12 protein-coding genes are annotated in these 22,997 nt (G+C 46.9%); 10 read left to right on the top strand and 2 right to left on the bottom strand.

Annotated features, from left to right (window positions below; all coding sequences use genetic code 11):
• Nucleotides 1-614 precede the first annotated feature (614 nt).
• The 3 genes from AC6B99_RS06270 to AC6B99_RS06260 all read left to right on the top strand — a co-directional run bounded on the left by AC6B99_RS06270 (nt 615) and on the right by AC6B99_RS06260 (nt 6,528).
• Nucleotides 615-5,600 (top strand): S-layer homology domain-containing protein, encoded by a 4,986-nt coding sequence (locus tag AC6B99_RS06270; protein ID WP_496663009.1) that lies wholly within the window; start codon nt 615-617, stop codon nt 5,598-5,600.
• A gap of 288 nt (nt 5,601-5,888) precedes the next feature.
• Nucleotides 5,889-6,296, top strand: coding sequence for a GNAT family N-acetyltransferase (locus AC6B99_RS06265; RefSeq protein ID WP_494862828.1), 408 nt, complete (start codon nt 5,889-5,891; stop codon nt 6,294-6,296).
• A gap of 13 nt (nt 6,297-6,309) precedes the next feature.
• Complete coding sequence (locus AC6B99_RS06260; RefSeq protein ID WP_494862826.1) at nt 6,310-6,528, top strand: DUF1572 family protein; 219 nt, start codon at nt 6,310-6,312, stop codon at nt 6,526-6,528.
• 527 nt (nt 6,529-7,055) lie between these two features.
• Here the strand turns inward: AC6B99_RS06260 and AC6B99_RS06255 are convergent.
• Entirely contained in the window at nt 7,056-7,334 is a 279-nt protein-coding gene (locus AC6B99_RS06255; RefSeq protein ID WP_494862824.1) for a hypothetical protein, read from the bottom strand.
• 475 nt (nt 7,335-7,809) lie between these two features.
• Here AC6B99_RS06255 and AC6B99_RS06250 point away from each other — a divergent pair, with 475 nt between their 5' ends.
• On the top strand, nt 7,810-11,712 hold the full coding sequence (locus AC6B99_RS06250) for an InlB B-repeat-containing protein (RefSeq protein WP_496663008.1): 3,903 nt from the start codon (nt 7,810-7,812) through the stop codon (nt 11,710-11,712).
• Between the two features lie 117 nt (nt 11,713-11,829).
• On the top strand, nt 11,830-14,379 hold the full coding sequence (locus AC6B99_RS06245; RefSeq protein ID WP_494862820.1) for a winged helix-turn-helix domain-containing protein: 2,550 nt from the start codon (nt 11,830-11,832) through the stop codon (nt 14,377-14,379).
• Between the two features lie 1,624 nt (nt 14,380-16,003).
• Here the strand turns inward: AC6B99_RS06245 and AC6B99_RS06240 are convergent.
• The gene (locus AC6B99_RS06240) at nt 16,004-16,666 is read right to left on the bottom strand and encodes a TetR/AcrR family transcriptional regulator (protein WP_056033181.1); all 663 of its coding nucleotides are present in this window, start codon (nt 16,664-16,666) and stop codon (nt 16,004-16,006) included.
• A gap of 243 nt (nt 16,667-16,909) precedes the next feature.
• Between AC6B99_RS06240 and AC6B99_RS06235 the strand changes: the two genes are divergently transcribed.
• The 5 genes from AC6B99_RS06235 to AC6B99_RS06215 all read left to right on the top strand — a co-directional run bounded on the left by AC6B99_RS06235 (nt 16,910) and on the right by AC6B99_RS06215 (nt 22,975).
• Complete coding sequence (locus AC6B99_RS06235) at nt 16,910-17,899, top strand: aldo/keto reductase (RefSeq protein ID WP_494862818.1); 990 nt, start codon at nt 16,910-16,912, stop codon at nt 17,897-17,899.
• 1,168 nt (nt 17,900-19,067) lie between these two features.
• Nucleotides 19,068-19,577, top strand: a complete 510-nt coding sequence (locus tag AC6B99_RS06230) for a MepB family protein (protein ID WP_339208877.1) — start codon at nt 19,068-19,070, stop codon at nt 19,575-19,577.
• Between the two features lie 340 nt (nt 19,578-19,917).
• On the top strand, nt 19,918-20,886 hold the full coding sequence (locus tag AC6B99_RS06225; RefSeq protein ID WP_056033190.1) for a LacI family DNA-binding transcriptional regulator: 969 nt from the start codon (nt 19,918-19,920) through the stop codon (nt 20,884-20,886).
• Nucleotides 20,887-21,147: 261 nt separating this feature from the next.
• Complete coding sequence (locus tag AC6B99_RS06220; protein ID WP_496663014.1) at nt 21,148-22,065, top strand: ABC transporter permease; 918 nt, start codon at nt 21,148-21,150, stop codon at nt 22,063-22,065.
• 13 nt (nt 22,066-22,078) lie between these two features.
• Nucleotides 22,079-22,975, top strand: coding sequence for a carbohydrate ABC transporter permease (locus AC6B99_RS06215; RefSeq protein ID WP_056033197.1), 897 nt, complete (start codon nt 22,079-22,081; stop codon nt 22,973-22,975).
• Nucleotides 22,976-22,997: the final 22 nt, after the last annotated feature.

Here is a 22,997-nt window from a genome sequence, read left to right as displayed (position 1 = left end):
AGAGCGACCTCCTTATGATGGCTAAAGGGCTATGACCCGTGACTACCCCATCTTACTGGAGGCGCTCGTTTTTATGCAAAACGCAAAATTAACGCTCTACAGGAATCCTAAGGGGTAACGTTAGCTCAATAAAACAGCGTCAGTCTAGGACTTTATTTTCTTTCTACATTTGAAATGAAATTATAGAACGCCTACGTGTACCTACCCCTTTTCCTCGTTGACCTACCCGTCTGGGTAGGTCATTTTTTGTTTTTCAACCATTATACTTAATTTAGATTTGCCTTACGGAAAGCGAGTATTTAGATCTTTTTAAATGTGGCTTTTTCCAACATCTAATTGCTGCTAATCAAGATGCCTCTGAGTCAATACATACTTTTAGGCACATAATGTCCCCGGGCTCTTCTCCATTCCTCAGCATAAGGTAACGCAAGTGGTCCACCATCTTTGCTGCCAGCATGACTCGATCAAACCCACACAGAAATACTCTGACAAAAAATACAGGAATCGCATCGTAAGCTTTGACGGGAGGGAGAGAATTTACAGGCAGGGTAGTCGAGTATGGTTATTATTTTTTTAAAAATAGAAATGGGATTACAGGGAGGAACAAGATACTTATGAAGCTTTTGAAACGCAGATCGCTGATTTATCTATTAATAGTAAGTATGATGCTGACGTTGATAGCTGGGCCTGAAACGGTTAAGGCGGCAGCCTCTAATTGGATTATGGTGGATGGCGGCGGGGCTACTGGCCTGAATGTGAACACTTCGAGTCATGCACCGCAAGCTATGCGTACGGCTGTACACGATAATATTCTTTATGCAGCCTGGATTGAAAGGGCATCGGCAGTTAATCAGGTGCGAGTAAAAAGCTTTAATGGAACAACCTGGAGAAGCGTAGACGGAGGTGGTGCGACCGGTCTGAATATAAATCCGGCAGATCGAGCGCTTAACCCTTCCTTAATTGTATATGACGATATTTTGTACTTGCTTTGGGAGGAAACAGGTAAGATTCGCGCAAAAAAATACGATGGAACCAGTTGGATCAGTGTGGATGAAGGCGGTTTAAATGGAAGCGCTTCGGCAACATCGTCTACTCCACGCATGGCCGTCATGAACAACATCCTTTACGTAGCTTGGCATGAGAAGGTAGACGGCGGAGTTAATCAGATTCGAGTCATGAGCTTTGACGGTACCAATTGGACCAGTGTCGATGGCGGAGGCTCTACAGGTTTGAACGCAAATCCATTGAGCTCTGGAACCTATCCGACGATGGCTGTATTCAACAACGCTTTATACATTTCTTGGTATGAATATAATAGTAGTGCTGCACAAGTGAGAGTAAAGAAATATGATGGCTCCAGTTGGATTAGTGTCGATGGTGGAGGAAGCGACGGTATAAACGTAAATCCTTCTTCCAGCGCATTAGCGCCCGAATTAATCGAATTTAATAATGCTCTGTATGCAACATGGTATGAGAGTAGTCAGATTAGAGTCAAGAAGTATGATGGAGCAAGCTGGGCGAGCGTCGATGGCGGGGGTTCAATTGGCTTGAATGTAAATATTAACAGGGAAGCATCTTTTCCTAAACCGATGGTGTTCAATAATGATTTATACGTTACATGGCTTGAAGATAATGGAACTACTAGAGCTCAAATTCGGGTTAAAAAGTATGATAGAACAAGTTGGTCATCTGTAGATGATGGAGGTCCAAATGGTATTAATGCCGGCTTTGCCGATACAGCTTGGGAACCTTCCCTGCAACAATTCAATGGTGATTTATATGCTTTTTGGGCTGAAGCCAATGGTTATTCCGGTCAAGTTAGGGCAGCTAGGATGTTGATTAACGCTGATTTTCCGACCATCAGTACACAGCCAGCGAATCAGGTGGTAAATGTGGGAGGAACGGCTACGCTTAGAGTGACGGCATACACCATCGACGGCGGGACGTTAAGCTATCAGTGGTACAGCAATACCAGCAGCAGCACCTCCGGTGGTACGCCTGTGACTGGAGCGATTGGCGCAAGCTATAACGCGCCGACTGCCACTGAAGGGACTCTGTACTATTACGTCGAGGTAACGAATACAAATTCGCGCGCTGTGGGAACAAAATCGGCGAGCGTTACGAGCAATGTTGTATCGGTGACAGCGAACGCGCTCGTGAACGCGGCTACGCCGAGCATTGGGACGCAGCCAGCGGATGAGACGGTGGAGGTTGGAGGAATGGCTACGCTTAGCGTAGCGGCGAGCGTGAGTGATGGAGGTGTATTGAGCTACCAGTGGTATAGCAACGGCAGCAACAGCACGAGCGGAGGTACGTTCGTGAATGGAGCGAGAAGCGCTAGCTATAATGTACCGACGGCAACGACCGGCACAAGGTATTATTTCGTCGTAGTGACGAACACGAATGCGAGCGTGAGCGGAACGAAGACGGCTAGCGTGATAAGTGGAGTAGCTCAAGTGACGGTGGATACGTTCGTGAACGCGGCTACGCCAAGCATTGGGACGCAGCCAGCGGATGAGACGGTGAGCGTTGGAGGAACGGCGACGCTTAGCGTAGCGGCAAGCGTGAGCGATGGAGGTATATTGAGCTATCAGTGGTATAGCCATGGCAGCAACAGCACGAGCGGAGGCATGTTGGTGAATGGAGCGACAAGCGCGAGCTACAACGCGCCGACAGCAACAGCCGACACGAGGTATTATTACGTCGTAGTGACGAATACGAATGCGAGCGTTAATGGAACGAAGACGGCGAACGTGACGAGTGGAACCGCATTGGTGACGGTGAACGCGCTCGTAAATGCAGCTACGCCAAGCATTGGGACGCAGCCAGCGGATGAGACGGTGAGCGTTGGAGGAACAGCAACGCTTAGCGTAGCGGCGAGCGTGAGCGATGGAGGTATATTGAGCTATCAGTGGTATAGCCATGGCAGCAACAGCACGAGCGGAGGTACGTTGGTGAACGGAGCGACAAGCGCGAGCTACAACGCACCGACAGCAACGGCCGGCACGAGGTATTATTACGTCGTAGTGACGAACACGAATGCGAGCGTTAATGGAACGAAGACGGCGAGCGTGACGAGTGGAACCGCATTGGTGACGGTGAACGCGCTCGTAAATGCAGCTACGCCGAGCATCGGGACGCAGCCGACCGATGAGACGGTGAGCGTTGGAGGAACGGCAACGCTTAATGTAACGGCGAGTGTGAGTGATGGAGGTATATTGAGCTACCAGTGGTATAGCAATGGTAGCAACAGTACGAGCGGAGGAACGTTGGTGAATGGAGCGACAAACGCGAGCTACAACGCACCGACAGCAACAGCCGGCACTGGGTATTATTACGTCGTAGTGACGAACACGAATGCGAGCGTTAATGGAACGAAGACGGCGAGCGTAACAAGCAATGTCGTTTCCGTCACCGCAACCGAGGTTCTTACCTACGAAATAGAAGCGATAGATCATCAGACTGCATCTGCCTTGACGCAAGGGTATGGACCCGGTACTCAGCAAACGCTGGTGATCTCCGTCACGAATACCGGTACGGGACATTTAACAGGCTTATCCGTAGCTAAGGGGGGAGCAGACGCCGAAGCTTTTGAAATCTCGCAGCCGGCCTCCACCTTAAGTAGCGGTGCGCCGTCCACCAGCTTTACAGTCAAAGTCAAGGATGGTCTCGCAGCCGGGAGTTATACCACAACGGTTACCGTATCCGCTGCCCTTATGAGCGATCGGACCTTTACCGTTACGCAGAACATTACCCTGCCTGGCGTGCCTGCAAGCCCGACTTCGCTACAAGCTATAGCCGGAGATCGAAGCGTTGCTTTGCATTGGGAGGCGGTGGAGCATGCCGATACATATGAGATCTATGTAGCGACGGCTTCGGGCGAATTCAGTGATTCCATCGCTACGGTGAGGGATGCTACCTACGAAGTGACAGGGTTAACCAATGGAGTTACCTATTATTTAGCGGTCAAGGCTAGCAATTCGGGCGGCTCAAGCCCTTTCTCGGAAGAAGCCAGTGCGATACCTGCAACGGTGCCATTAGCTCCGACGAACGTGCGAGCGAGCGCGGGCGACACGATAGCCACCGTTCGTTTCGATGCTCCGGCTGACCATGGGGGGAGCGCCATTCTTCGGTATGAGGTGATGGCTAGCCCGAGCGGAATTACGGTAGTCGGAACGACAACGCAAATTGAAGTCACAGGGCTGACCAACGGGACGGACTACACGTTTACAGTTCGGGCAATCAATAGCGTCGGACCTGGTGCCTTATCTGCTGAATCTCATTCCGTTAGGCCGACGGCGAGCGTCACAACGTCACCACTGCAGACTTCGTCCCCGACGATGGAATGGGTGAAATTTTTGGTGAACGGGCAGCAGGTAGAACAGCTTGGTCCTGTCATCGTAACGACCCTAGCGGGGCGAACGGTCATCACGGCCGAGCTGGATTCAGCTAAGCTAACGGCCAGGTTAGGACAAGAAAAGCCAGGAGCTGTCCTGTCCGTTGTCGCGGCTAATGGCTCTGACACGGTAAACATCAAGCTAAACGGCCAACTGCTTCACAACCTGAAGCAGAAAGCGACGACCTTGGTCATTCAGACGGAGAAGATGGTTTTCACGCTGCCTGCTCAATCAATCTATAGCGACGCGAGCGTCACGGATCGTTTGGCTAGCCAAATGCTGCTGCAAGACGTAAAGGTATGGCTCTCCGTCGGCCATGCAACGAGTGAAACATCCAAGCGCTTGCAGGATTCAGCTGAGCGGTTAGATGCGGAGATCATCTCGCCAGCTATCACGTTTGCCATCAAGGTGGAGCATGGCGATAAGACGGAGGACGAGGTCCGATATTCGAAGTACCCAGATAGACTGCTTGCGGTTGCACCGGAGGTGGATGTAAATCTGATCACGACAGCAGTCGCTCTTGAACCGAATGGAACGATTCGTCATGTTCCGAGCAAAATCGTGGAGGTCGACGGCAAACGCTATGTGAAAATCAGCGACCTGTCGAATGGCACCTATGCTGTTATTCATCATTCGCAACGCTTCACCGACGTGGAGAAGCATTGGTCCGAACCAGCCGTAAACGACTTGGGGTCGCGTCTGATTCTGAGTGCTCCGGTAAACGGAATCTTCCATCCCAATCGCGACATAACCCGAGCCGAGTTTGCGGGAATCCTCGTGCGGAGCCTTGGGCTGAGCAGTGTGAAGGGGCCGATGCGTTTTGTGGACGTGAAGGAGGAGGAGTGGTATAGCGGCGCCGTGCAAACGGCCTATGCATATGGCTTAATTTCAGGATTCGGCGACAACACGTTCCGACCGAACGATAATATAACGCGCGAACAGGCGTTTATCATGCTTGCCAAAGCCATGATGCTGATTCTTACGGATAAAAGCCAGCAGACGGCTAATCCCTCTGCTCAGCTCCTCCGTTTTGTAGATTCGGATAGCCTATCGGAATGGGCGAGAAGCGGTACGGCGATGGTAGTGGAGGCTGATCTGGTATCGGGCCGCGGAGGAAACACGCTATCGCCGAAAGCGTATATCACCCGGGCGGAAGTAGCTATGATCGTATGGAAGCTTTTACAGCAAACCAAACTTATCTAATGTAATGTGTGATTAATTTTTTTAGAGATTGGTAATAGCTGAACAATACTTAGTTTCTTTCAACCAAGGGACCCCGATCTCCGCTTTCAGTGGAAGTCGAGGTTCTTTTGTATGCACTGTTGGCTGAATCTGCACTCTATGAACTCGATAAGGACTTGCTCACTGATGGTGGCGGAGAACTGCGTTTCATTCATTCCAAAGTTGTTCTTAAATGATTCTTTACCTAGGAGAGCGTAAATCTTATATGCTATAGTTAGTGTTAACGGATTGACATTAGGGAGTGAAAACATGGCTATTGAATGGGCGACAGCGGCAGATGAGGCATTTATTGCTGAGCGGGATCATCATATTTTGGCGAGTCTTATAGGCAGGAAGATTGAGAATCGAGAATATTATGTGTTTCGGAACGAGCTAGGCGATAGAATCGGCTGGATGAGGTACGGCTATTTTTGGGACAATACACCGTTTTTGAACATGATTTGGCTGGATGAGCAGGAGCGGGGCAAGGGCTTCGGCAAAACTGCGATGCTGCTTTGGGAGCAGCATATGCGGGAGCAAGGCTGCAAGCTCGTCATGACCTCAACGCAGGCGGATGAGGATGCGCAGCATTTTTATCGGAAACTCGGATACAAGGACTCGGGCTGTTTGATGTGGGAAAATCAGGCTTTGGAAATTATTCTGACTAAAGCAATTTAAGGAGTGATTTGCGATGAGCTACGATTTTAATCGGGTTTGGTTAACAAAGAAGTTCGAGGAGATTCGCATACGATTGCTGCTCGCCATAAGTCAGTTAGATGCCCAACAGTTAAATTGGAGACCGGATGGCACAAACCATAGCATTGCCAGTCTAATTAAGCATATCGAAGGAAATATACTTGAGCGCATCCGCATGAGCCAATTCAGCGTGATCGAGACCCGGAGTTTGTAACGCCTCCTATTGGCAAAGAAGAGCTTGAGGCTATTGTGAACAAGCGGTTTCAATTGATGAAATTGAATATCTTCATGTTGATTAAATAAGATATCATTAAGCTCCCTCGGTAGGATAATACAAATCATTTGATTGAATTAAAGGTGATGAAATATATTCTGCGGGGTGAGTGCATTTAGTAAAAAAGAGCATTGGCATCGACATTTAGGTGCATACTTGTCCGGTGATAAAGATGTGCGAAATCGATTTAAAGAGAGTCGAGCAGTTCTAGGGTAACTCCTAGGATTTGCTCGATTTTTTGTTTTTCTCGTGTCATTTTCCTGCTTTCAATTCAAATTTTTAGATTTTTAACGTGATAAAGAAAATAGGAGGAAAGGGGCTGAAAAGCCTTGTGCGGCGTGAAGTTTCGGCGATTGAGAAGGGGGGAACTGAAACTTATCGAAGTGCGACATCCTGTAATCCTCCATACAGTTATCGTCGATGATCAGAATCCCGGGGGCATGCCGTTGTCGAGATTCGGTTTCGGCTTATCGAATGATTTTCACTTGCGTCGGTTCATGGAACATTTCGATCCATGTGCAGTGCTGCGGAGCTAGAGAAGCAAGCGAGTCGGGCGGGATGTACGATGGCCGGAATTGATCGTTGCCGGTATGAAGATAGGAAGCCGCGACTCTGGACGGATGCAATCTGTTCCAGACGTTCCGATATATCATGTTGCCTTTGGTAAAATCCGCGTTGGTCGTGATCGTCATCATCATCATCCAACTTCTATGATCCTGAAACGAATTGCGATGGTCTCTTATCATCAACAGCTCGCCTGATAAACGAAGGCGTGGTCTTCAGCGCTTATAAAGGTTGACCGGAACGCCAAGAGGACGCTAAGCTCTGGATCTCATCCGGCTTGGCGTTGTTTATTGACTTGAACGCGGACACCTCTAGACTCAGGGGTCTCCTTTCCTTTTTATAACCAAGGGGCAGCTGAATCTTTAAACATGAACCTAGCTACCCGATTTAGCTTATAAAACTACCCTCTCGGGTAGGTCAATTCAGACCTGCTATCTCTTATAGTAGAGAGTATGGCTTATGCAGCTCGAGAGTGACAAATGGACTATCTACACTACGATAAGAGGAGAGTAGAAACTAATGATTAGGCGTGGTATTTCATTGTTTATGGCTTTGATAATAGTAATGGGGTTATTTCCCTCGTATTCTTCTGCAGGAAGCGGGGTCACGAGTCTAACCACTTTAACTTTGTCTAGCGGCAAGGCTGTGGAGGACCTCATGGACACTTGGAAATTCTATGCGGACGTTGCGAACGACGTGAGCGAGATAACGGTTACGCCGACGGCGGTAGACGCTGATTCCAAGATTGAGGTAAATGGCTTAGAAGTAGCTAGCGGCAGTCCGTCGGGAGCAATTGCCCTGAATGTTGGAGTTAACACGATAGAGATTCTGGTGACACCAGCCCCGCCTCTAGATAGGTATAAGAAAATTACGACTTTAACGGTAACTCGAGCGGGTGGACCGGGTAGCAACACCATATTGAATTTTCTAGGCCTATTTCTGAAAAGCGAAATACCGGGGGATTTACCCGTCGGCTTCGGCTTCAATAAGAGCTTGCCGTTCTATGATTCGATATCTTTCATCGGCCAGAACAAGGTTCTGATCGATCCCCAACCCGAGGATAGCGGGGCGACCGTCACGGTAAACGGGATCGAAGCGACAAGAGGCGTCAAAGTACCCGTTGGCTTACTAATGGGAGATAACACGATAACGGTCGTCGTGACGGCGAGAGACGGGGTGACAACCCGGACCTATACGTTGCTTATTAATCGCCTTCCGGGCGCGGACACTTCACTTATCGAACTGGGGCTGAACAACGGCATACCCGTTGTCGATCCGGGTGATAACAAGAAATACTCCGTTAACTTCGCTTACGGCACGAAGAGCACTAGAGTATATCCGGTGGCTAAAATGGATTATGCAACGATTACGGTAAATGGAAAAAGTGTAGTGAACGGCGGGTTATCCGAGGCGATTCCCTTGGAGGTTGGGAGCAATACGATTGCGGTCGTGGTGACGTCGGAGGATGGGTTGGCTACGGCTAACTACACCCTGACGGTAACTCGGGCAGCCGCGCCGGCGGGCTACAAGGTAACCTTCGTCGAGAATAATGGCGGTGTCGATCCAGTCGAGGACCTCAATGAAGTTAGTCCTGGATCGACAATTGCAAGGCCGGAGGTAACCCGTGATGGCTATCTCTTCGCGGGTTGGTATAAGGAAGAGAATTATATTACCTTATGGGATTTCGATACGGATACGGTAAATGCGAATACGACGCTGTACGCGAAGTGGACGCCGACGTACACGGTGGTGTTCGACTCGCAAGGAGGAAGTTCGGTTGAGAGCGCGCCGGGTCTTCTCTCCGGAGCGACCGTCCCGAAGCCATCCGATCCAACAAGAGCAGGCTACACGTTCTCGGGCTGGTATGTGGATGAAAACTTCTCGTTGGCATGGAACTTCGCGACGGATACGGTAATCTTGGATGCGTGGAGCGTGAATAGGACTCTATATGCGAAGTGGACGGCAGTTCCGGCGGCGACGTACACGGTGACGTTTGATTCGAAAGAAGGCAGCGCGGTAGCGAGCTTGACTGGCATCGCTGCGGGAGCGACAATCACGAAGCCGACGGACCCGACGAGAGCGGGCTACACGTTCTCGGGCTGGTATAAGGATGAGGGCTACTCCTCGGCGTGGAACTTCTTAGCGGATACAGTAAGCGCGAATACGACGTTGTATGCGAAGTGGACGGCGATTCCGGCGGCGACGTACACGGTGACGTTTGACTCCAAGGAAGGCAGCGCGGTAGCGAGCGTGGTGGGCATTCTCTCCGGCGCGACTGTGACGAAGCCGGCCGATCCAACGAGAGCGGACTACACGTTCTCGGGCTGGTATAAGGATGAGGGCTACACCTCCGTCTGGAACTTCTTAACGGATACGGTAAGCGCGAATACGACGCTGTATGCGAAGTGGACGGCGATTCCGGTGACGACGTACACGGTGACGTTCGACTCGAAGGAAGGCAGTGCGGTAGTGAGCTTGACTGGCATCGCTGCGGGAGCGACAATCACGAAGCCGACGGACCCAACAAGAGCAGGCTACACGTTCTCGGGCTGGTATAAGGAAGAGGGCTACGCCTCGGCGTGGAACTTCACGACGGATACGGTAAGCGCGAATACGACGCTTTATGCGAAGTGGACGGCGATTCCGGTGACGACGTACACGGTGACGTTTGACTCCAAGGAAGGCAGCGCGGTAGCGAGCGTGGCGGGCATTCTCTCCGGCGCGACTGTGACGAAGCCGGCCGATCCAACGAGAGCGGACTACACGTTCTCGGGCTGGTATAAGGAAGAGGGCTACGCCTCGGCGTGGAACTTCTTAACGGATATGGTAAGCGCGAATACGACGTTGTATGCGAAGTGGACGGCAGTTCCGGCGGCGACGTACACGGTGACGTTCGACTCGAAAGAAGGCAGCGCGGTAGCGAGCTTGACTGGCATCGCTGCGGGAGCGACGATCACGAAGCCATCCGATCCAACAAGAGCAGGCTACACGTTCTCGGGCTGGTATAAGGAAGAGGGCTACGCCTCGGCGTGGAACTTCTTAACGGATACGGTAAGCGCGAATACGACGTTGTATGCGAAGTGGACGGCGATTTCGGCGGCGACGTACACGGTGACGTTCGACTCGAAGGAAGGCAGCGCGGTAGCGAGCGTGGAGGGCATCCTCTCCGGCGCGACTGTGACGAAGCCGGCCGATCCAACGAGAGTGGGCTACACGTTCTCGGGCTGGTATAAGGATGAGGGCTACGCCTCGGTATGGAACTTCACGACGGATACGGTAAGCGCGAATACGACGCTTTATGCGAAGTGGACGGCGATTCCGGCGGCGATGTACACGGTGACGTTTGACTCGAAGGAAGGCAGTGCGGTAGTGAGCTTGACTGGCATCGCTGCGGGAGCGACGATCGCGAAGCCGACGGACCCGACGAGAGCAGGCTACACGTTCTCGGGCTGGTATAAGGAAGAGGGCTACGCCTCGGCGTGGAGCTTCACGACGGATACGGTAAGCGCGAATACGGCGCTGTATGCGAAGTGGACTAAAGCTTCAAGCGGCGGCGACAGTGGTGGAGGCGTAAGCGTTCCGGCTAACAGCCCAGTCATCTCCGACAATGGAGAGTTGACGCTTCCTGTTGGTCGACCGGGAACGGTTAGCTTGAGCGATGAAGAGATTACCATCGAGATCCCAGCCGACGCGATGGACGCGAGTTTGCGAGTGACAATCGAGACCTTGTTGGACACGGATGAATTGTTGAAGAATAACGAAGTACTGGTAAGCGAGGTCTTCGAAGTGTTGAAGAATGTCCCAGGTACCTTCAAGAAAAACATTACGTTGAAGCTGGCCTTCGATCCGACGAAGCTAGGCGATGGCGAGCGTGCTTCCATCTTCTATTATGATGAAGAGAAGAAAGAATGGATGGAGGTTGGCGGTGTCGTAAGCGGCGCCTTCATTACCGCAGAGGTCAATCACTTCACGAAATTCGCCGTGTTAGCTGTAGGAGATAAGGCAAAGCCGGTAATCGAATTCGGCGACATCGTCGGTCACTGGGCGGAGGAAGCGATTCGCCAAGGAGCTAGCCTAGGGATCATGACTGGTTATCCGGACGGAACGTTCAAGCCTAATCTCACGGTTACGCGAGCTCAATTCGCCGTGATGCTAATGAATGCGATTAAGCCTGCAGGAGCAACGGAGGAATTGGTCTTCGAGGATGCATCACAAATTCCTGCATGGGCTAAGAATGCCGTGGCGGAGGCCAAACAAGCTGGCATCATCAACGGTTATGACGATGGTACCTTCCGTCCGAACGCTGAGATTACGCGAGCCGAGATGGCGGCGATGATCGTTAAGGCGCTAGATCTGACAGTCGAAGCGAATACCGCGACCGGCTTCGCGGATAACAGCGAGATTCCGGCGTGGGCGAAGGGAGCAGTTGCCGCTCTCAAGGAGACCGGTCTGATGCAAGGAACGGGAGACAATCGTTTCGATTCCGAAGTCAAAGCAAGTCGAGCGGAAGCGGTGACGGTTCTCCTGCGAATGCTAGAGCAGCAGAAGACAAAAGAGTAAAACAGATTGACGAGAGACCCCTGTGCCCTATAGCACAGGGGTTTTGCAATTGTCCAATTTAATCGAATATAATCGATTATATGGAATTTTTAATTTAGGCGTTTGGAGGCCTTGAATATGATTCGCAGTACCAAATATCTCATTCCCCCAGCGCGCAAATCTTTGGTGACTAGGCCGCAACTGACGCGTAAGCTTGAGGAAGGCATGGAGACCAAGCTGACTTTGCTATCGGCCCAAGCGGGCTACGGCAAAACGACAGCTTTAAGTGAATGGGCGAGACAATGCCGAGCTTCGGTTGCCTGGGTCTCCCTGGATAAATACGATAACGATTGGGGCGCATTCTGGAGCTGTGTCTTAACTTCCATACGAGAAAGACTGCCGCTGTTCGGGGAATCGATCGAATTCCTGCTCGAGCAAGAGTCTGCGGCTTCTATCGATTTCGCGGTATCGGCGTTTCTGAACGAGCTAAGCTCGATTCGCGGCGATTTTGTACTCATTCTGGACGACTATCACGTCATTGAGAATGCGTTCGTTAACGAGTCGATCCGATATATGCTTGAGCATCTGCCTCCGTACTTCCATCTCTATATCGCAAGCCGCACCGAGCTGTCTTTTCCCACGACCAGACTTCTTGCCAAGGGAGAGATCAACGTTATTCGAATAGAAGACATGCGATTCGAGTTTGAGGAGGGAGTTATTTTCTTCCGAGAGATGACGAACTTATCGCTATCGATAAGGCAAATCTCTACGTTGTTTGAGCAGACGGAAGGTTGGGTAAGCGGACTTCAGCTTGCGGCTATCACACTCAAACGAAGCGGCAATATCGCCGATACGATTCGCCAGTTCAGCGGCCAGCAGCGCCAAATCTCCGATTATCTATTGGAAGAAGTGTTCGGGCATCTGTCGGAATCCTTGCAGGAATTTCTGCTGGCTACCTCCGTTCTGAGCCGCATGAACGGGGAGCTGTGCGCGGCGGTGACGGGACAAGCCGACAGCCAGGTCCAATTGGAGCGGTTGGAGCAACTAAATTTGTTCATTATTCCGCTGGATGAGCAGCGCGATTGGTTCCGCTATCATCATCTGTTGTCCGAGTTCTTACAGCAGTTGTGCGCTAGGGACTACCCGGAACTGTGGAGACTTTCCCATCATCGGGCTGCGGCCTGGCATGAGAACGAGGGGCTCTATGAAGAAGCGGTGGAGCATTATATTAGGACGGAACAGGCAGAGGATGCCGTTCGGATTATCGACCGCATCATGCCGGAACTCTTACAATCGAGGAGCCACGTGGTTCGAAGATGGATTAATGCCTTGCCGGAGAGCAACTTTGAACACAAGCCGATGTTTCAGCTGTACCGCATCTCGCAATTCCTGATGGATCGGGATTGGGAGCAAGGACTGCGCAAGGCCGAGCAAGCGGAGAGACGGTTCGAAGCCATGAAGGAGTCCATCCCTGAGCCGGAATGGAAGCAACTGATGGGCAATCTCTATTACTTAAATGCACTCTTCTTCCGATTTCAGCAGAATATGCCGCGATCCCTCCATTATTTTGAACGGTTGGAGCATTATTTGCCAGAAGGAAGCAGCCTCCAGAAAGCCTCGACCAAAAGGTACTTAGGTCACGAGGGATTCGGGGATCCCCTTTCGCTGACCGTCAATCTGCACGAGATGGAACAATTCCAGCTTAAGCTGATAACGATGTGGGGGAAGAAACCGAACTATCCCTTTGTCGGCTACGCGTATCTATCCTATAGTTCGCTTATGCACGAGTGGAATCGGTTGGACGAAGCGGAGTCGTATATTGGACAAGCGCTCAGCCGAAAGGATCTTCGTTCCAACGTATGGACTTGGATTCATTTGGGCTTGGTGTCATCCCGACTCAAGCAGGCTCTCGGAAGAGAGGAGGAAGCAATCGAATGGCTTTCCCATCTCGGTTCGAGCGTCGACTCGCCAGATCAGCCTATTATTTGGAAAAGAATAAAGGCGGAGCAAGCCTGGCTGTATCTGCTTCAAGGGCAGCGTCAGAAAGCAATCGATTGGCTCGAACAGAGTGGATTGTCGCATTCGGACGAGGTTTCGGCTCAGTATTTCGATGAGTATCTAATAATGGTCAGGGTGATTGCAGGGAATGGACGGATTGAGGATGCGCTGCAATTGTTCGAGAAGCTGGAGAGCCTTGCGGAAAAGGAAAATCGTCTGCGAGAACGGATCAGGCTGAAGATCTTGCATAGTATGGTGCTTCGGCAATCCGAGGAGCCCCAAGCAGCCCTTGCGCCGCTGGCTATTGCCTTGAGACTCTCGGAACCGTTGGGCTACATCCGCAGCTATCTTGATGAAGGCCCTCAGATGGTCGAGATGCTAGCCGATCTTCTGAGTCAGCAGCAAAAGTCAGCATTGACATTGTTGCCCTCGAACTATATCCGTCTGCTTCTCGACGCTGTGAGCAGCAATCCGTCTCCTAAATCTTTGTCTAACGAGGCTCTGACCGAGAAGGAAGAGAAGGTGTTTGAATTGCTTGCGGAGGGATTCATCTATAAGGAGATTGCCGATCAATTGAATGTCACTCAAGATACGGTGAAGTTCCACTTGAAGAATATTTATCGCAAGTTAAGGGTAAATAACCGGGCTGAGGCAATCATGCGAACCAAGGAATATAGAAAAAGAGTTTGAGCGATTGGTGTGAAAGCTTGAGAGCGGCGAATTTTAATGGATAAGTTTCGAATAGTAACTTACAATATCGACAATTGGAACGGTGATTGGACTCCTAACAGCTATAAAGTCACGACAAGTAGAAGCAATCATAACCCTGGAAGCTTAAAAACATTCAAAACGACCCTGAATCAAAATCTTATATTCAGATTGATTATATTCTTAACCAAACAGCGGTTACGGTTGGGCGTGCACTAGCGAAGTTTATGGTGGCTTTTAATAAAGTTGAATCTTGTTAGGAGCTTATGTAACTAGGAAGTTTGGTTTCCAACTTTTATTTAATGGTAATTTACGGTAGTTCCAGACTTTTAATTTTCCATGCTTATCACGTGACGTTACAAACCGCATAAAGTCAACATAATTGGTTCCATAGTTTTATTTCATCTGACACCTGTGTCTAGTGACATTAAAGTTGTTGTCTAGACAATATAGTCGTTTCTTTAACAATATAGTGTGTGATTTTTCAAAATAGTTTATGTCCATGATTCATTACAATAAAGTCTTTTTTCTCTTTCTAAATAGGAAGTGACGAAACGAAAGACGAAACGAAAGTTTAAAACTTTTTTAATCATTAAGGGTAGTCCTAAGTTATTTTATAGGACTGCCCTTGTTTTTTCGTCGTGAGATTTTTAAATGACTTTTAATAATGAATTTTTTAGACTAGCTATTAGTAGCTCAAATAAATGAATGAGCGGTGAAACCAAATGAATGAGATAGGTGTAGACTTCCATTGAAGTCTGCAACTCTCCACACTATGTTTGCCGCTCTCCACTTAAAGTTTGCTCACGAGTCGACTGTCGAAAGAAAATTAAGTTGTAGACTAGCATGGTTGATGTTACGCGCTTTACAGCTGTTAGAATTGTCAGCCCAGCGAAATAGGTATTAGACTGAAAAACCAACTGTATCACGCTGGAAGACTGGAGCGACCGGCGGTGAAAGATCGTGCCGAACAGGAACTTCTGAAAGAACAAACTGGAAGCATGATCCGCAGCTCGCCGCTGCCGGCACCAGCATACCGATCCAGGAAGAACAAGCAGGCGCACGGCTACAGCTTCGCCGTCCTCTTAGTCCACAACTTTGTTTTCCTTCGTCACCGACGAACTTCAGGTATCCACCCCTGATTTTCGCTCGGCATTTTTCTCACTCTTTTCCCCAGGAAGCAGGCTTTTCCCAGCATCCACAGCCTTGGAATTCCGTATCACGCCTGCGTTCTCAAGCTATTTTCTCAGGTGTTTCCTCGACTGCTTTACCTGATTGATCACTTCCTAAGCTCAGCTCAAACTTATTATGCTTTAGGGGTTAGGGAGAAGGGAGGAGAAAGGGCTGGGAAGCCTTGTGGGGAGGAGGGGCAGGATTGAATAGATGGGGACACTTATTTAAAACTTTTGTCTGTTCCTCTTCACTACCCCCGTTCCTTTAAAGCGGCAGCGCAAATACTATGCTTGGGGAGCGCTTGTTTTGGGTAATGAAAACAAGGGTTTTGTTTTGATCAAAGGTGTAATCAAAAGAGCCCTTAGCAGGGCTTCTTTGATCAATAGGGAGAGGGGAATACTTATAGTTGGTATAGTCCTAAGTGTGGATATTATTAAAAAAGATTTTTGGTTATTTTAGCAGCCATATATTCGATTTTCGGAGTCATTGCCTTGTCATCGACGGTATGCAGTTTATCGGGTATAAATAGTAATATTTTTTTTATCGTATAATAGTCGGAAATCGCATTATATACTGTAAGATTATTTTCCATTAGATACTTTGCATCCAAGATATCTCTTAAAATCTCATCCTGCTTAATGGTAATCTTCACGTTAATTTTGTTGAAAATCCCCTGTTTTATTCCCGCATTATAAAAATCTAATATTTGTTGCTCGCGTGTTTTTAGCGCCTCGCCGAGTTGATCAAATTTCTCTGGGTAATGGACCTCAAGATCCTTCAAGAATACATCTGTAATGTATTGCATTAATAAAACGGTTTGCTCGAAAATTTGTTGAAAACGATCCCCCATTTTCTCCCCACTTGTTTCATCAACGATTTCATGAATATATTGAACAAAACTATCTACTATAAATTCCACAATATCTTCTTTTGTAGAGTAGTACTTATATAATGTGGCTCGACTAATGCCCATTATTCTAGATATTTCGTCCATTGTAAGCAACTGAAACCCATTTTTCCTCACGTAAGGAAGTAATTTCGCCATGAGTTTGCTTCTTGTTTCATTGTGCTTATCGGTGACAATCTTGTTATTCATTTCATTCCCTCCTTTCAATATTATAACCGCTCCTCTACATGAAATACATAATACATTTTATAAACAGAATATACAAACTTTATTCTTTTTGTTTACTTTGTAATTTTAATTTGGTATGATTACTTCGACGATATGATACTAACTCTGAAGTGTAGACCACTTCAATTAGGTTGATGATCGCTAGGGAGTAAAGATAATTATTTACAAGGCTTTCATTAGCCTTAAACGAAGGGAGAATAAAATATGCAGTATCGTTCTTTAGGACAACAGGGGTTGCGTGTTTCTTCACTTGGTTTTGGTTGCATGGGCATTTCAGTAGCGTATGGTCCTTCTAATGAGAATGAGGGCATTGAGACGATACGACAAGCTTATGACCTCGGTATCAATTTCTTTGATACAGCAGAGTTATACGGTAATGGTCATAATGAGCAAGTGCTTGGCAGAGCCGTTAAAGATTTTCGTGATAAAGTTGTGCTCGCAACAAAATTTGGTTTTGATATGAAAGCAGAGCAGGTTGGTGCAGGTTTCAACAGCCATCCAGACAATATTCGTAAAGTGGCTGAGAATAGCTTGCGCTACTTACAAACAGATTATATTGATGTCTTTTATCAACACATTCCAGATCCAAATGTCCCAATTGAGGAAGTTGCTGGTGCAGTAGGTGACCTCATTCAACAAGGAAAAGTGAAATATTTTGGGTTAAGTAATGCTGGCCCAGATACCATTCGCCGTGCACATGCTGTGACACCAGTATCGGTATTGCAGAGTGAGTATTCTATTTTTGAGAGGGAGCTTGAAGATAGAAACATAATTACAGTGTTAAGGGAATTAGGCATTGGTTTAGTCCCTTATGCACCGTTAGGCAGAGGATTTCTAACTAATGATGTTAAACCAGCTGAGGAGTATCCTGAAGATGATTTTCGTCGTATAGATGAGCGCTGGAAGGGAGAGAATTTTACCTATAATTTGAAGGCCGTTCAACAACTTAAAGAATTGGCATCAAACAAAGGGATCACAGTTGCACAATTGGCGCTCTCTTGGTTACTAGCACAGGATGAGAGTATTGTTCCGATTCCTGGAACGCGAAGTGTTGGTCGCCTTAAAGAGAACGTTGGGGCTGCGGATATTGAACTAACTGATAATGACCTTGCGCGTATTGCAGAAATCATTCCTAATGGATCGGCAGGTAGTCGATATCCTGCGGGGATGTTGGAGAATTTCACAAGAGAGTAACGACTCGCCAAGAGCAAGGTGAACATTCTATTTTACTTGCAAGTAAATAAAAGAATGAACAATACAAAGTCCTTATTGTATTGCAGGAGCATTAATACTTCAGACTAACAACGGCAATCTAGGACTGAACTGCACCACGTCAAGTAGGTAGTACAATTAGAAAAATAGACGGTCTTTTTCCTGTATTCCATAGGACTGAGGCTGTTTATTTTTTGTTGCTGTTATGAATTTATTTTTACACGTTCAGCTCCAACATTGTGGTGTTCAGCTTTACATGGCAAAGGGCTAACTCTGATCAATCTACTGGCAAGAACTTGGGCGGATGTAGCTCATGACGGATTCTCATGTCCGGAGGAGTGTGGTAACTGATTCATTACTGTCAGAAGAAAATAAAATGTTAGACTCGGCAAATAAAGTATTAGACTGACTATGCTTCATTAAGCCCCCTTGGTACGATGCAGTTTTCTCACTAATGCTCGCTTATTCGCAGGATTTCACCAGAAGATAAATCGTAACCCGGATTGAATGGGACGAGAGCCGTCAAAATGGGCAACCGGCAAGCATGCGGGAACAGAAGGGGCGAGTTTTGCTCCTTTTTTGTTGATCTGCTGCACGCTGCTCCACGCACCTCTGGAGTCTTTCACTCCTATTTCTCGACGGGTCTATGCCCTTTTGTTTAATGCAATCTGATTCATTACAATAAAGTGTTGTTCTGAAAAATAAAGTTTTGTTTTTTTAAAATTATCACAATAAAGTTTTGTTCTCTTCCAAATAGGAAGTGACGAAACGGGAATTTAAAACTTAATAATTTATCAAGGGTAGCCCTAAGTCATTTATAGGGCTACCCTTATTTTTATCATTACGTGATTGTTAAAGTGACATTGTTTTGCTAGTGTCACCGTTAAATTGGCTTTATGAAATTCAAATAATTTAAAAGGTAGTGAAATTATATGAATGAGATAAAATTATGCGTCTAAAAAAGCGATTATAATTGAACTTTTTTCCTGATACATTATTTAGTGACAATACTTCGAATCGACTGGGTTAAGTTGTGGCTTTGGAATAAAGTTCGATAATTTATAATAAAGTTTGATACAATTACGTCGACAGGATGGATTATGACAATTCAGTAATCGGGCCATTTTGTGTGAATTTTAGGAGTGAAGAAATGAATAATTTTTTTACAGCATTAACTTATGTAAATAAAAAGATTTATGAGTCGAATCACTTAACTGTAAAGTCAGTTCAAGAAGAAAAGCAAAATTCTAAGTATGGTGCTGGTACATTTCAATTATCTTCTAAAACAGTGCGATTCAGAGTTTCGAATATAACCCCTACCAAAGTAGGGCAGTTTGTTGCATTTTGGGAAAAGGACGAAAATAATCAAAATCAACCTTACTTATATGAGGAAGCCCCTGATTTATTAGTTATAACTACCTTTAAAAATGAAAATGAGTTTGGGCAATTTATTTTTCCAAAAGAAATTCTTTTAAAACAGAACATTCTTAGGTCTACTTCAACAAAGGGCAAAATGGCAATAAGAGTTTATCCTAGCTGGGATAGTCCGAGTAGTAAACAAGCGATGAAAACTCAAAAATGGCAGTTGCCCTATTTTGTTGATATGTGTATTCCAAATCAATTTCCCTTAGAAAAAGTAATAGAACTGTATTCTCTTTAATCCTCCGCAATCGGGCGCGATTGTTGAAGATCATAGCCAGAAAATGATCAAACTTTATTCCAAGGCTACATAAGTAGCACCAAACCGTATTGATTTAGGTATCAGAAGGACTCCTGTCTGCATGATAAGAGAGTTAGGGAGAACTATGGTAAACATACCGCATGAAAATTTCATGCCGCCAGAAGCGCTCTTCACTTAGAGGCTTAGCGGTCAGACAATTCTTCAAGGACAACTACATTCCGCAGGAAGTGAACTCTGATGGAAACGTTCAAAAAAATATTGAAACGTTTCCAATTTGGTGATATTATAATTTTTATCGAGGGTTTAAGTGGGGGGTTAGATGTCGAGTATTAAAGATGTAGCCATCTTAGCTGGCGTAGCAGTAGGAACCGTGTCCCGTGTCATTAATAAATCAGGTGCTGTAAAACCCGCTACACGCAGAAAAGTTGAAGAAGCCATACAAGAGCTGAATTATGTCCCTAATGAAATTGCCCGAAATTTCAAAATGCGTAAATCCAAGATGGTAGCACTGATGTTACCAAGCATCTGGCACCCATTTTTTTCTGAACTGGCGTATTACATTGAGGATGAGTTGGACCTTGAGGGTTATAAGCTCATGCTCTGTAATAGCGGAGGCAAGCCTGAAAAAGAACTTTATTATTTGGAAATGCTTCAGCAAAACAAAGTGGCTGGTATCGTCGGCATTACTTACAACGATATAGAGAACAACGTGAGAAACGACATTCCGATTGTAAGTATCGACAGGCATTTTAACAAGAAAATTACCTGCGTAACTTCGGATAATTACGAAGGCGGGCGTTTGGCCTTAAGGGAGCTAGTAAAAGCGGGTGCTAGAAAACCGGCATTTATAGGAAGCGTCACTTCAGTTTACAGTGAAACCATGAATCGTAGAGAAGGCTTCATTCAAGAGGCGAAAACAATGGGTGTTGAGTACGTTGTATACGAGAAGCCAGACCCCGTTGAGGATGACGACGCTTATTTTGATGAGTTACTAAAAGAGCATCACGATGTGGACGGCGTTTTTGCCATTACCGATATATTTGCCGCCAAATATATTGAAAGAGCAGGCAGGCAGGGTATTCGGGTCCCAGAAGATGTAAAGGTCATTGGATACGATGGCATCCAGGATCATCCCTATTTCCATCCTTTGTTGTCAACAATCAGACAACCGGTGGAGGAAATGGCACGCATGACCATCAGACTGCTTTATGAGAAGATTGAAGGCAAGGATTTAGAACAGCAAGTGTATCGACTCCCGGTTACTTTTAGGCAAGGCGAAACTACGTGATTATGATTGGTAGGAAAAGCATCAGCTCATGGTCGATTTAACAGTGTGAATTGACCCTCTGGCGTTTTTCTTACCCATAATTGGAAACGTTTCAAATTATGATCAGGTTGGAAAGTATCCGTTTATTCGGTCGGTTTATGATGTCGATTTATCTATAAATCCCTTCGCACACACTGAATTGGAAACGTTTCAAAACGGAGAATACTTTACTGGAAAGGGTGTACAAGAGTGAATTCAAAAATTAGTAGCCTGGATCATTCCATGATCAAACCAAAACGAAAGAGATGGAGCCGAGTCAAACGCGACTATGAACTGTATCTGTTCTTACTGCCGATCATTATTCTTTATCTCGTATTCAAGTATTATCCGATGTACGGGGTGCAAATTGCTTTTAAGGACTTTTCACCAAGTCAGGGGATATGGGGTAGTGAATGGGTGGGATTTCAGCACTTTATAGATTTTTTCAATTCCTATAACTTCTGGACTATCATTACGAATACGCTTACACTCAGTTTTCTATCCCTGCTGTTTGGCTTCCCGGCTCCCATCATTATCGCAATCATGCTGAATCAGATGCTTGGGAAGACCTATAAGAAATTTGTTCAGACCGTAATTTACGCGCCGCACTTTATCTCTACCGTTGTACTTGTCGGTATGCTTAATGTTTTTTTATCTCCGAACAGCGGGATCGTGAATCACGTCATCACCTGGTTTGGAGGGGACCCCGTGCTCTTTATGGCCGATGAGGGCTGGTTCCGTCCCTTGTATATCTTATCAGGGATATGGCAGGAGACCGGATTTGCCACGATTATTTATCTTGCTGCCCTTGCGGGAGTCAATCCCGAACTGCATGAAGCTGCAACTATGGATGGAGCGAGCAAAAGGAAGCGTGTGTGGCACGTGGACATTCCGAGCATTCTGCCGACGATCGTCATTCTGCTGATTCTCGCACTCGGCAACATAATGAGCATTGGTTTTGAAAAAGCGTTTCTAATGCAGAGCGATCTGAACTACGCCACCTCCAATATTATTCCCACCTACGTGTATGAAATGGGGATTCAGAAGGCGCAATACAGCTTTTCCACGGCGATTGGCCTGTTCAACTCTCTAATCAATATCATCCTAATTTTCACCGTTAACCGGATCGCCAAAAAAGTAACTGAAACTAGCCTGTGGTAAGGAGGAGTTCATTTTGAATCAATTATTGAAGAGAAAGAGCACAGGGGATGCATGGTTTGACTTAGTCAACTACTTCTTGTTAACCATCATCATGCTGCTCGTATTATTTCCGTTGTACTTTGTGCTGATAGCATCATTCAGTGACCCCAATTATATATACTCAGGTGAAGTTTGGTTGTTTCCGAAAGGCTTTACGTTAGATGGATACGAACGAATTTTCAATGATTCATCTATATGGATTGGGTATGCCAACTCAATTTTATACGCGACACTTGGAACATTTATTGGAGTCGCCGTGACTGTTTGTGCAGCCTACCCTTTAGCACGCAAAAATCTGGCAGGTAAGTCTGTGATTATGTGGTTTTTGTTGGTTACCATGTTTTTTAGCGGAGGACTGATTCCAACCTATTTGCTGATTAAGGATCTTCACATGCTAAATACAATATGGGCACTCGTGATTCCCGGAGCGGGCGGTGTATTCAATGTTATTATCGTGAGGACTTTTTTTCAGTCGTCCATACCGGATGAAATGTGGGAAGCCGCATCTATTGACGGATGTTCCAACACCAGATTTTTTTGGAGCATCGTTCTGCCTTTGTCCAAATCGATCCTAGCCGTAATGGTGCTGTATCATGTCGTTGGTTTCTGGAATGGTTTTTTTGACTCCTTGATCTACCTTAGCGATGAAAGCAAATACCCGCTGCAATTGGTGCTTCGCAACATTCTTGTTCAGAATCAGGTTAACTCCGGCATGATGATAGATGTTGAATCTTACGCGGCGAAGATGCGCGTCACAGAACTAATCAAATACGGTGTTATTATTGTATCCAGTCTGCCACTGTTGATTTTGTATCCATTCCTGCAAAAGTACTTTGTTAAAGGCGTGATGATCGGATCAATCAAGGGGTGATGTGGACGTAATGCTTGAAAGG

The sequence above is a fragment of the Paenibacillus liaoningensis genome, assembly GCF_059609455.1.
The sequence above is the reverse complement of the archived record's forward strand: the minus strand, read 5'-3'. Positions and strand labels throughout refer to the sequence as shown.

Coding starts and splice junctions, on each gene's coding strand:
- AC6B99_RS06265 (WP_494862828.1), top strand. CDS start 5,889: ATGGCTATTGAATGGGCGACAGCGGCAGATGAGGCATTTATTGCTGAG.
- AC6B99_RS06240 (WP_056033181.1), bottom strand. CDS start 16,666: ATGAATAACAAGATTGTCACCGATAAGCACAATGAAACAAGAAGCAAA.
- AC6B99_RS06245 (WP_494862820.1), top strand. CDS start 11,830: ATGATTCGCAGTACCAAATATCTCATTCCCCCAGCGCGCAAATCTTTG.
- AC6B99_RS06260 (WP_494862826.1), top strand. CDS start 6,310: ATGAGCTACGATTTTAATCGGGTTTGGTTAACAAAGAAGTTCGAGGAG.
- AC6B99_RS06225 (WP_056033190.1), top strand. CDS start 19,918: ATGTCGAGTATTAAAGATGTAGCCATCTTAGCTGGCGTAGCAGTAGGA.
- AC6B99_RS06235 (WP_494862818.1), top strand. CDS start 16,910: ATGCAGTATCGTTCTTTAGGACAACAGGGGTTGCGTGTTTCTTCACTT.
- AC6B99_RS06270 (WP_496663009.1), top strand. CDS start 615: ATGAAGCTTTTGAAACGCAGATCGCTGATTTATCTATTAATAGTAAGT.
- AC6B99_RS06220 (WP_496663014.1), top strand. CDS start 21,148: ATGATCAAACCAAAACGAAAGAGATGGAGCCGAGTCAAACGCGACTAT.
- AC6B99_RS06255 (WP_494862824.1), bottom strand. CDS start 7,334: ATGATAAGAGACCATCGCAATTCGTTTCAGGATCATAGAAGTTGGATG.
- AC6B99_RS06230 (WP_339208877.1), top strand. CDS start 19,068: ATGAATAATTTTTTTACAGCATTAACTTATGTAAATAAAAAGATTTAT.
- AC6B99_RS06250 (WP_496663008.1), top strand. CDS start 7,810: ATGGACACTTGGAAATTCTATGCGGACGTTGCGAACGACGTGAGCGAG.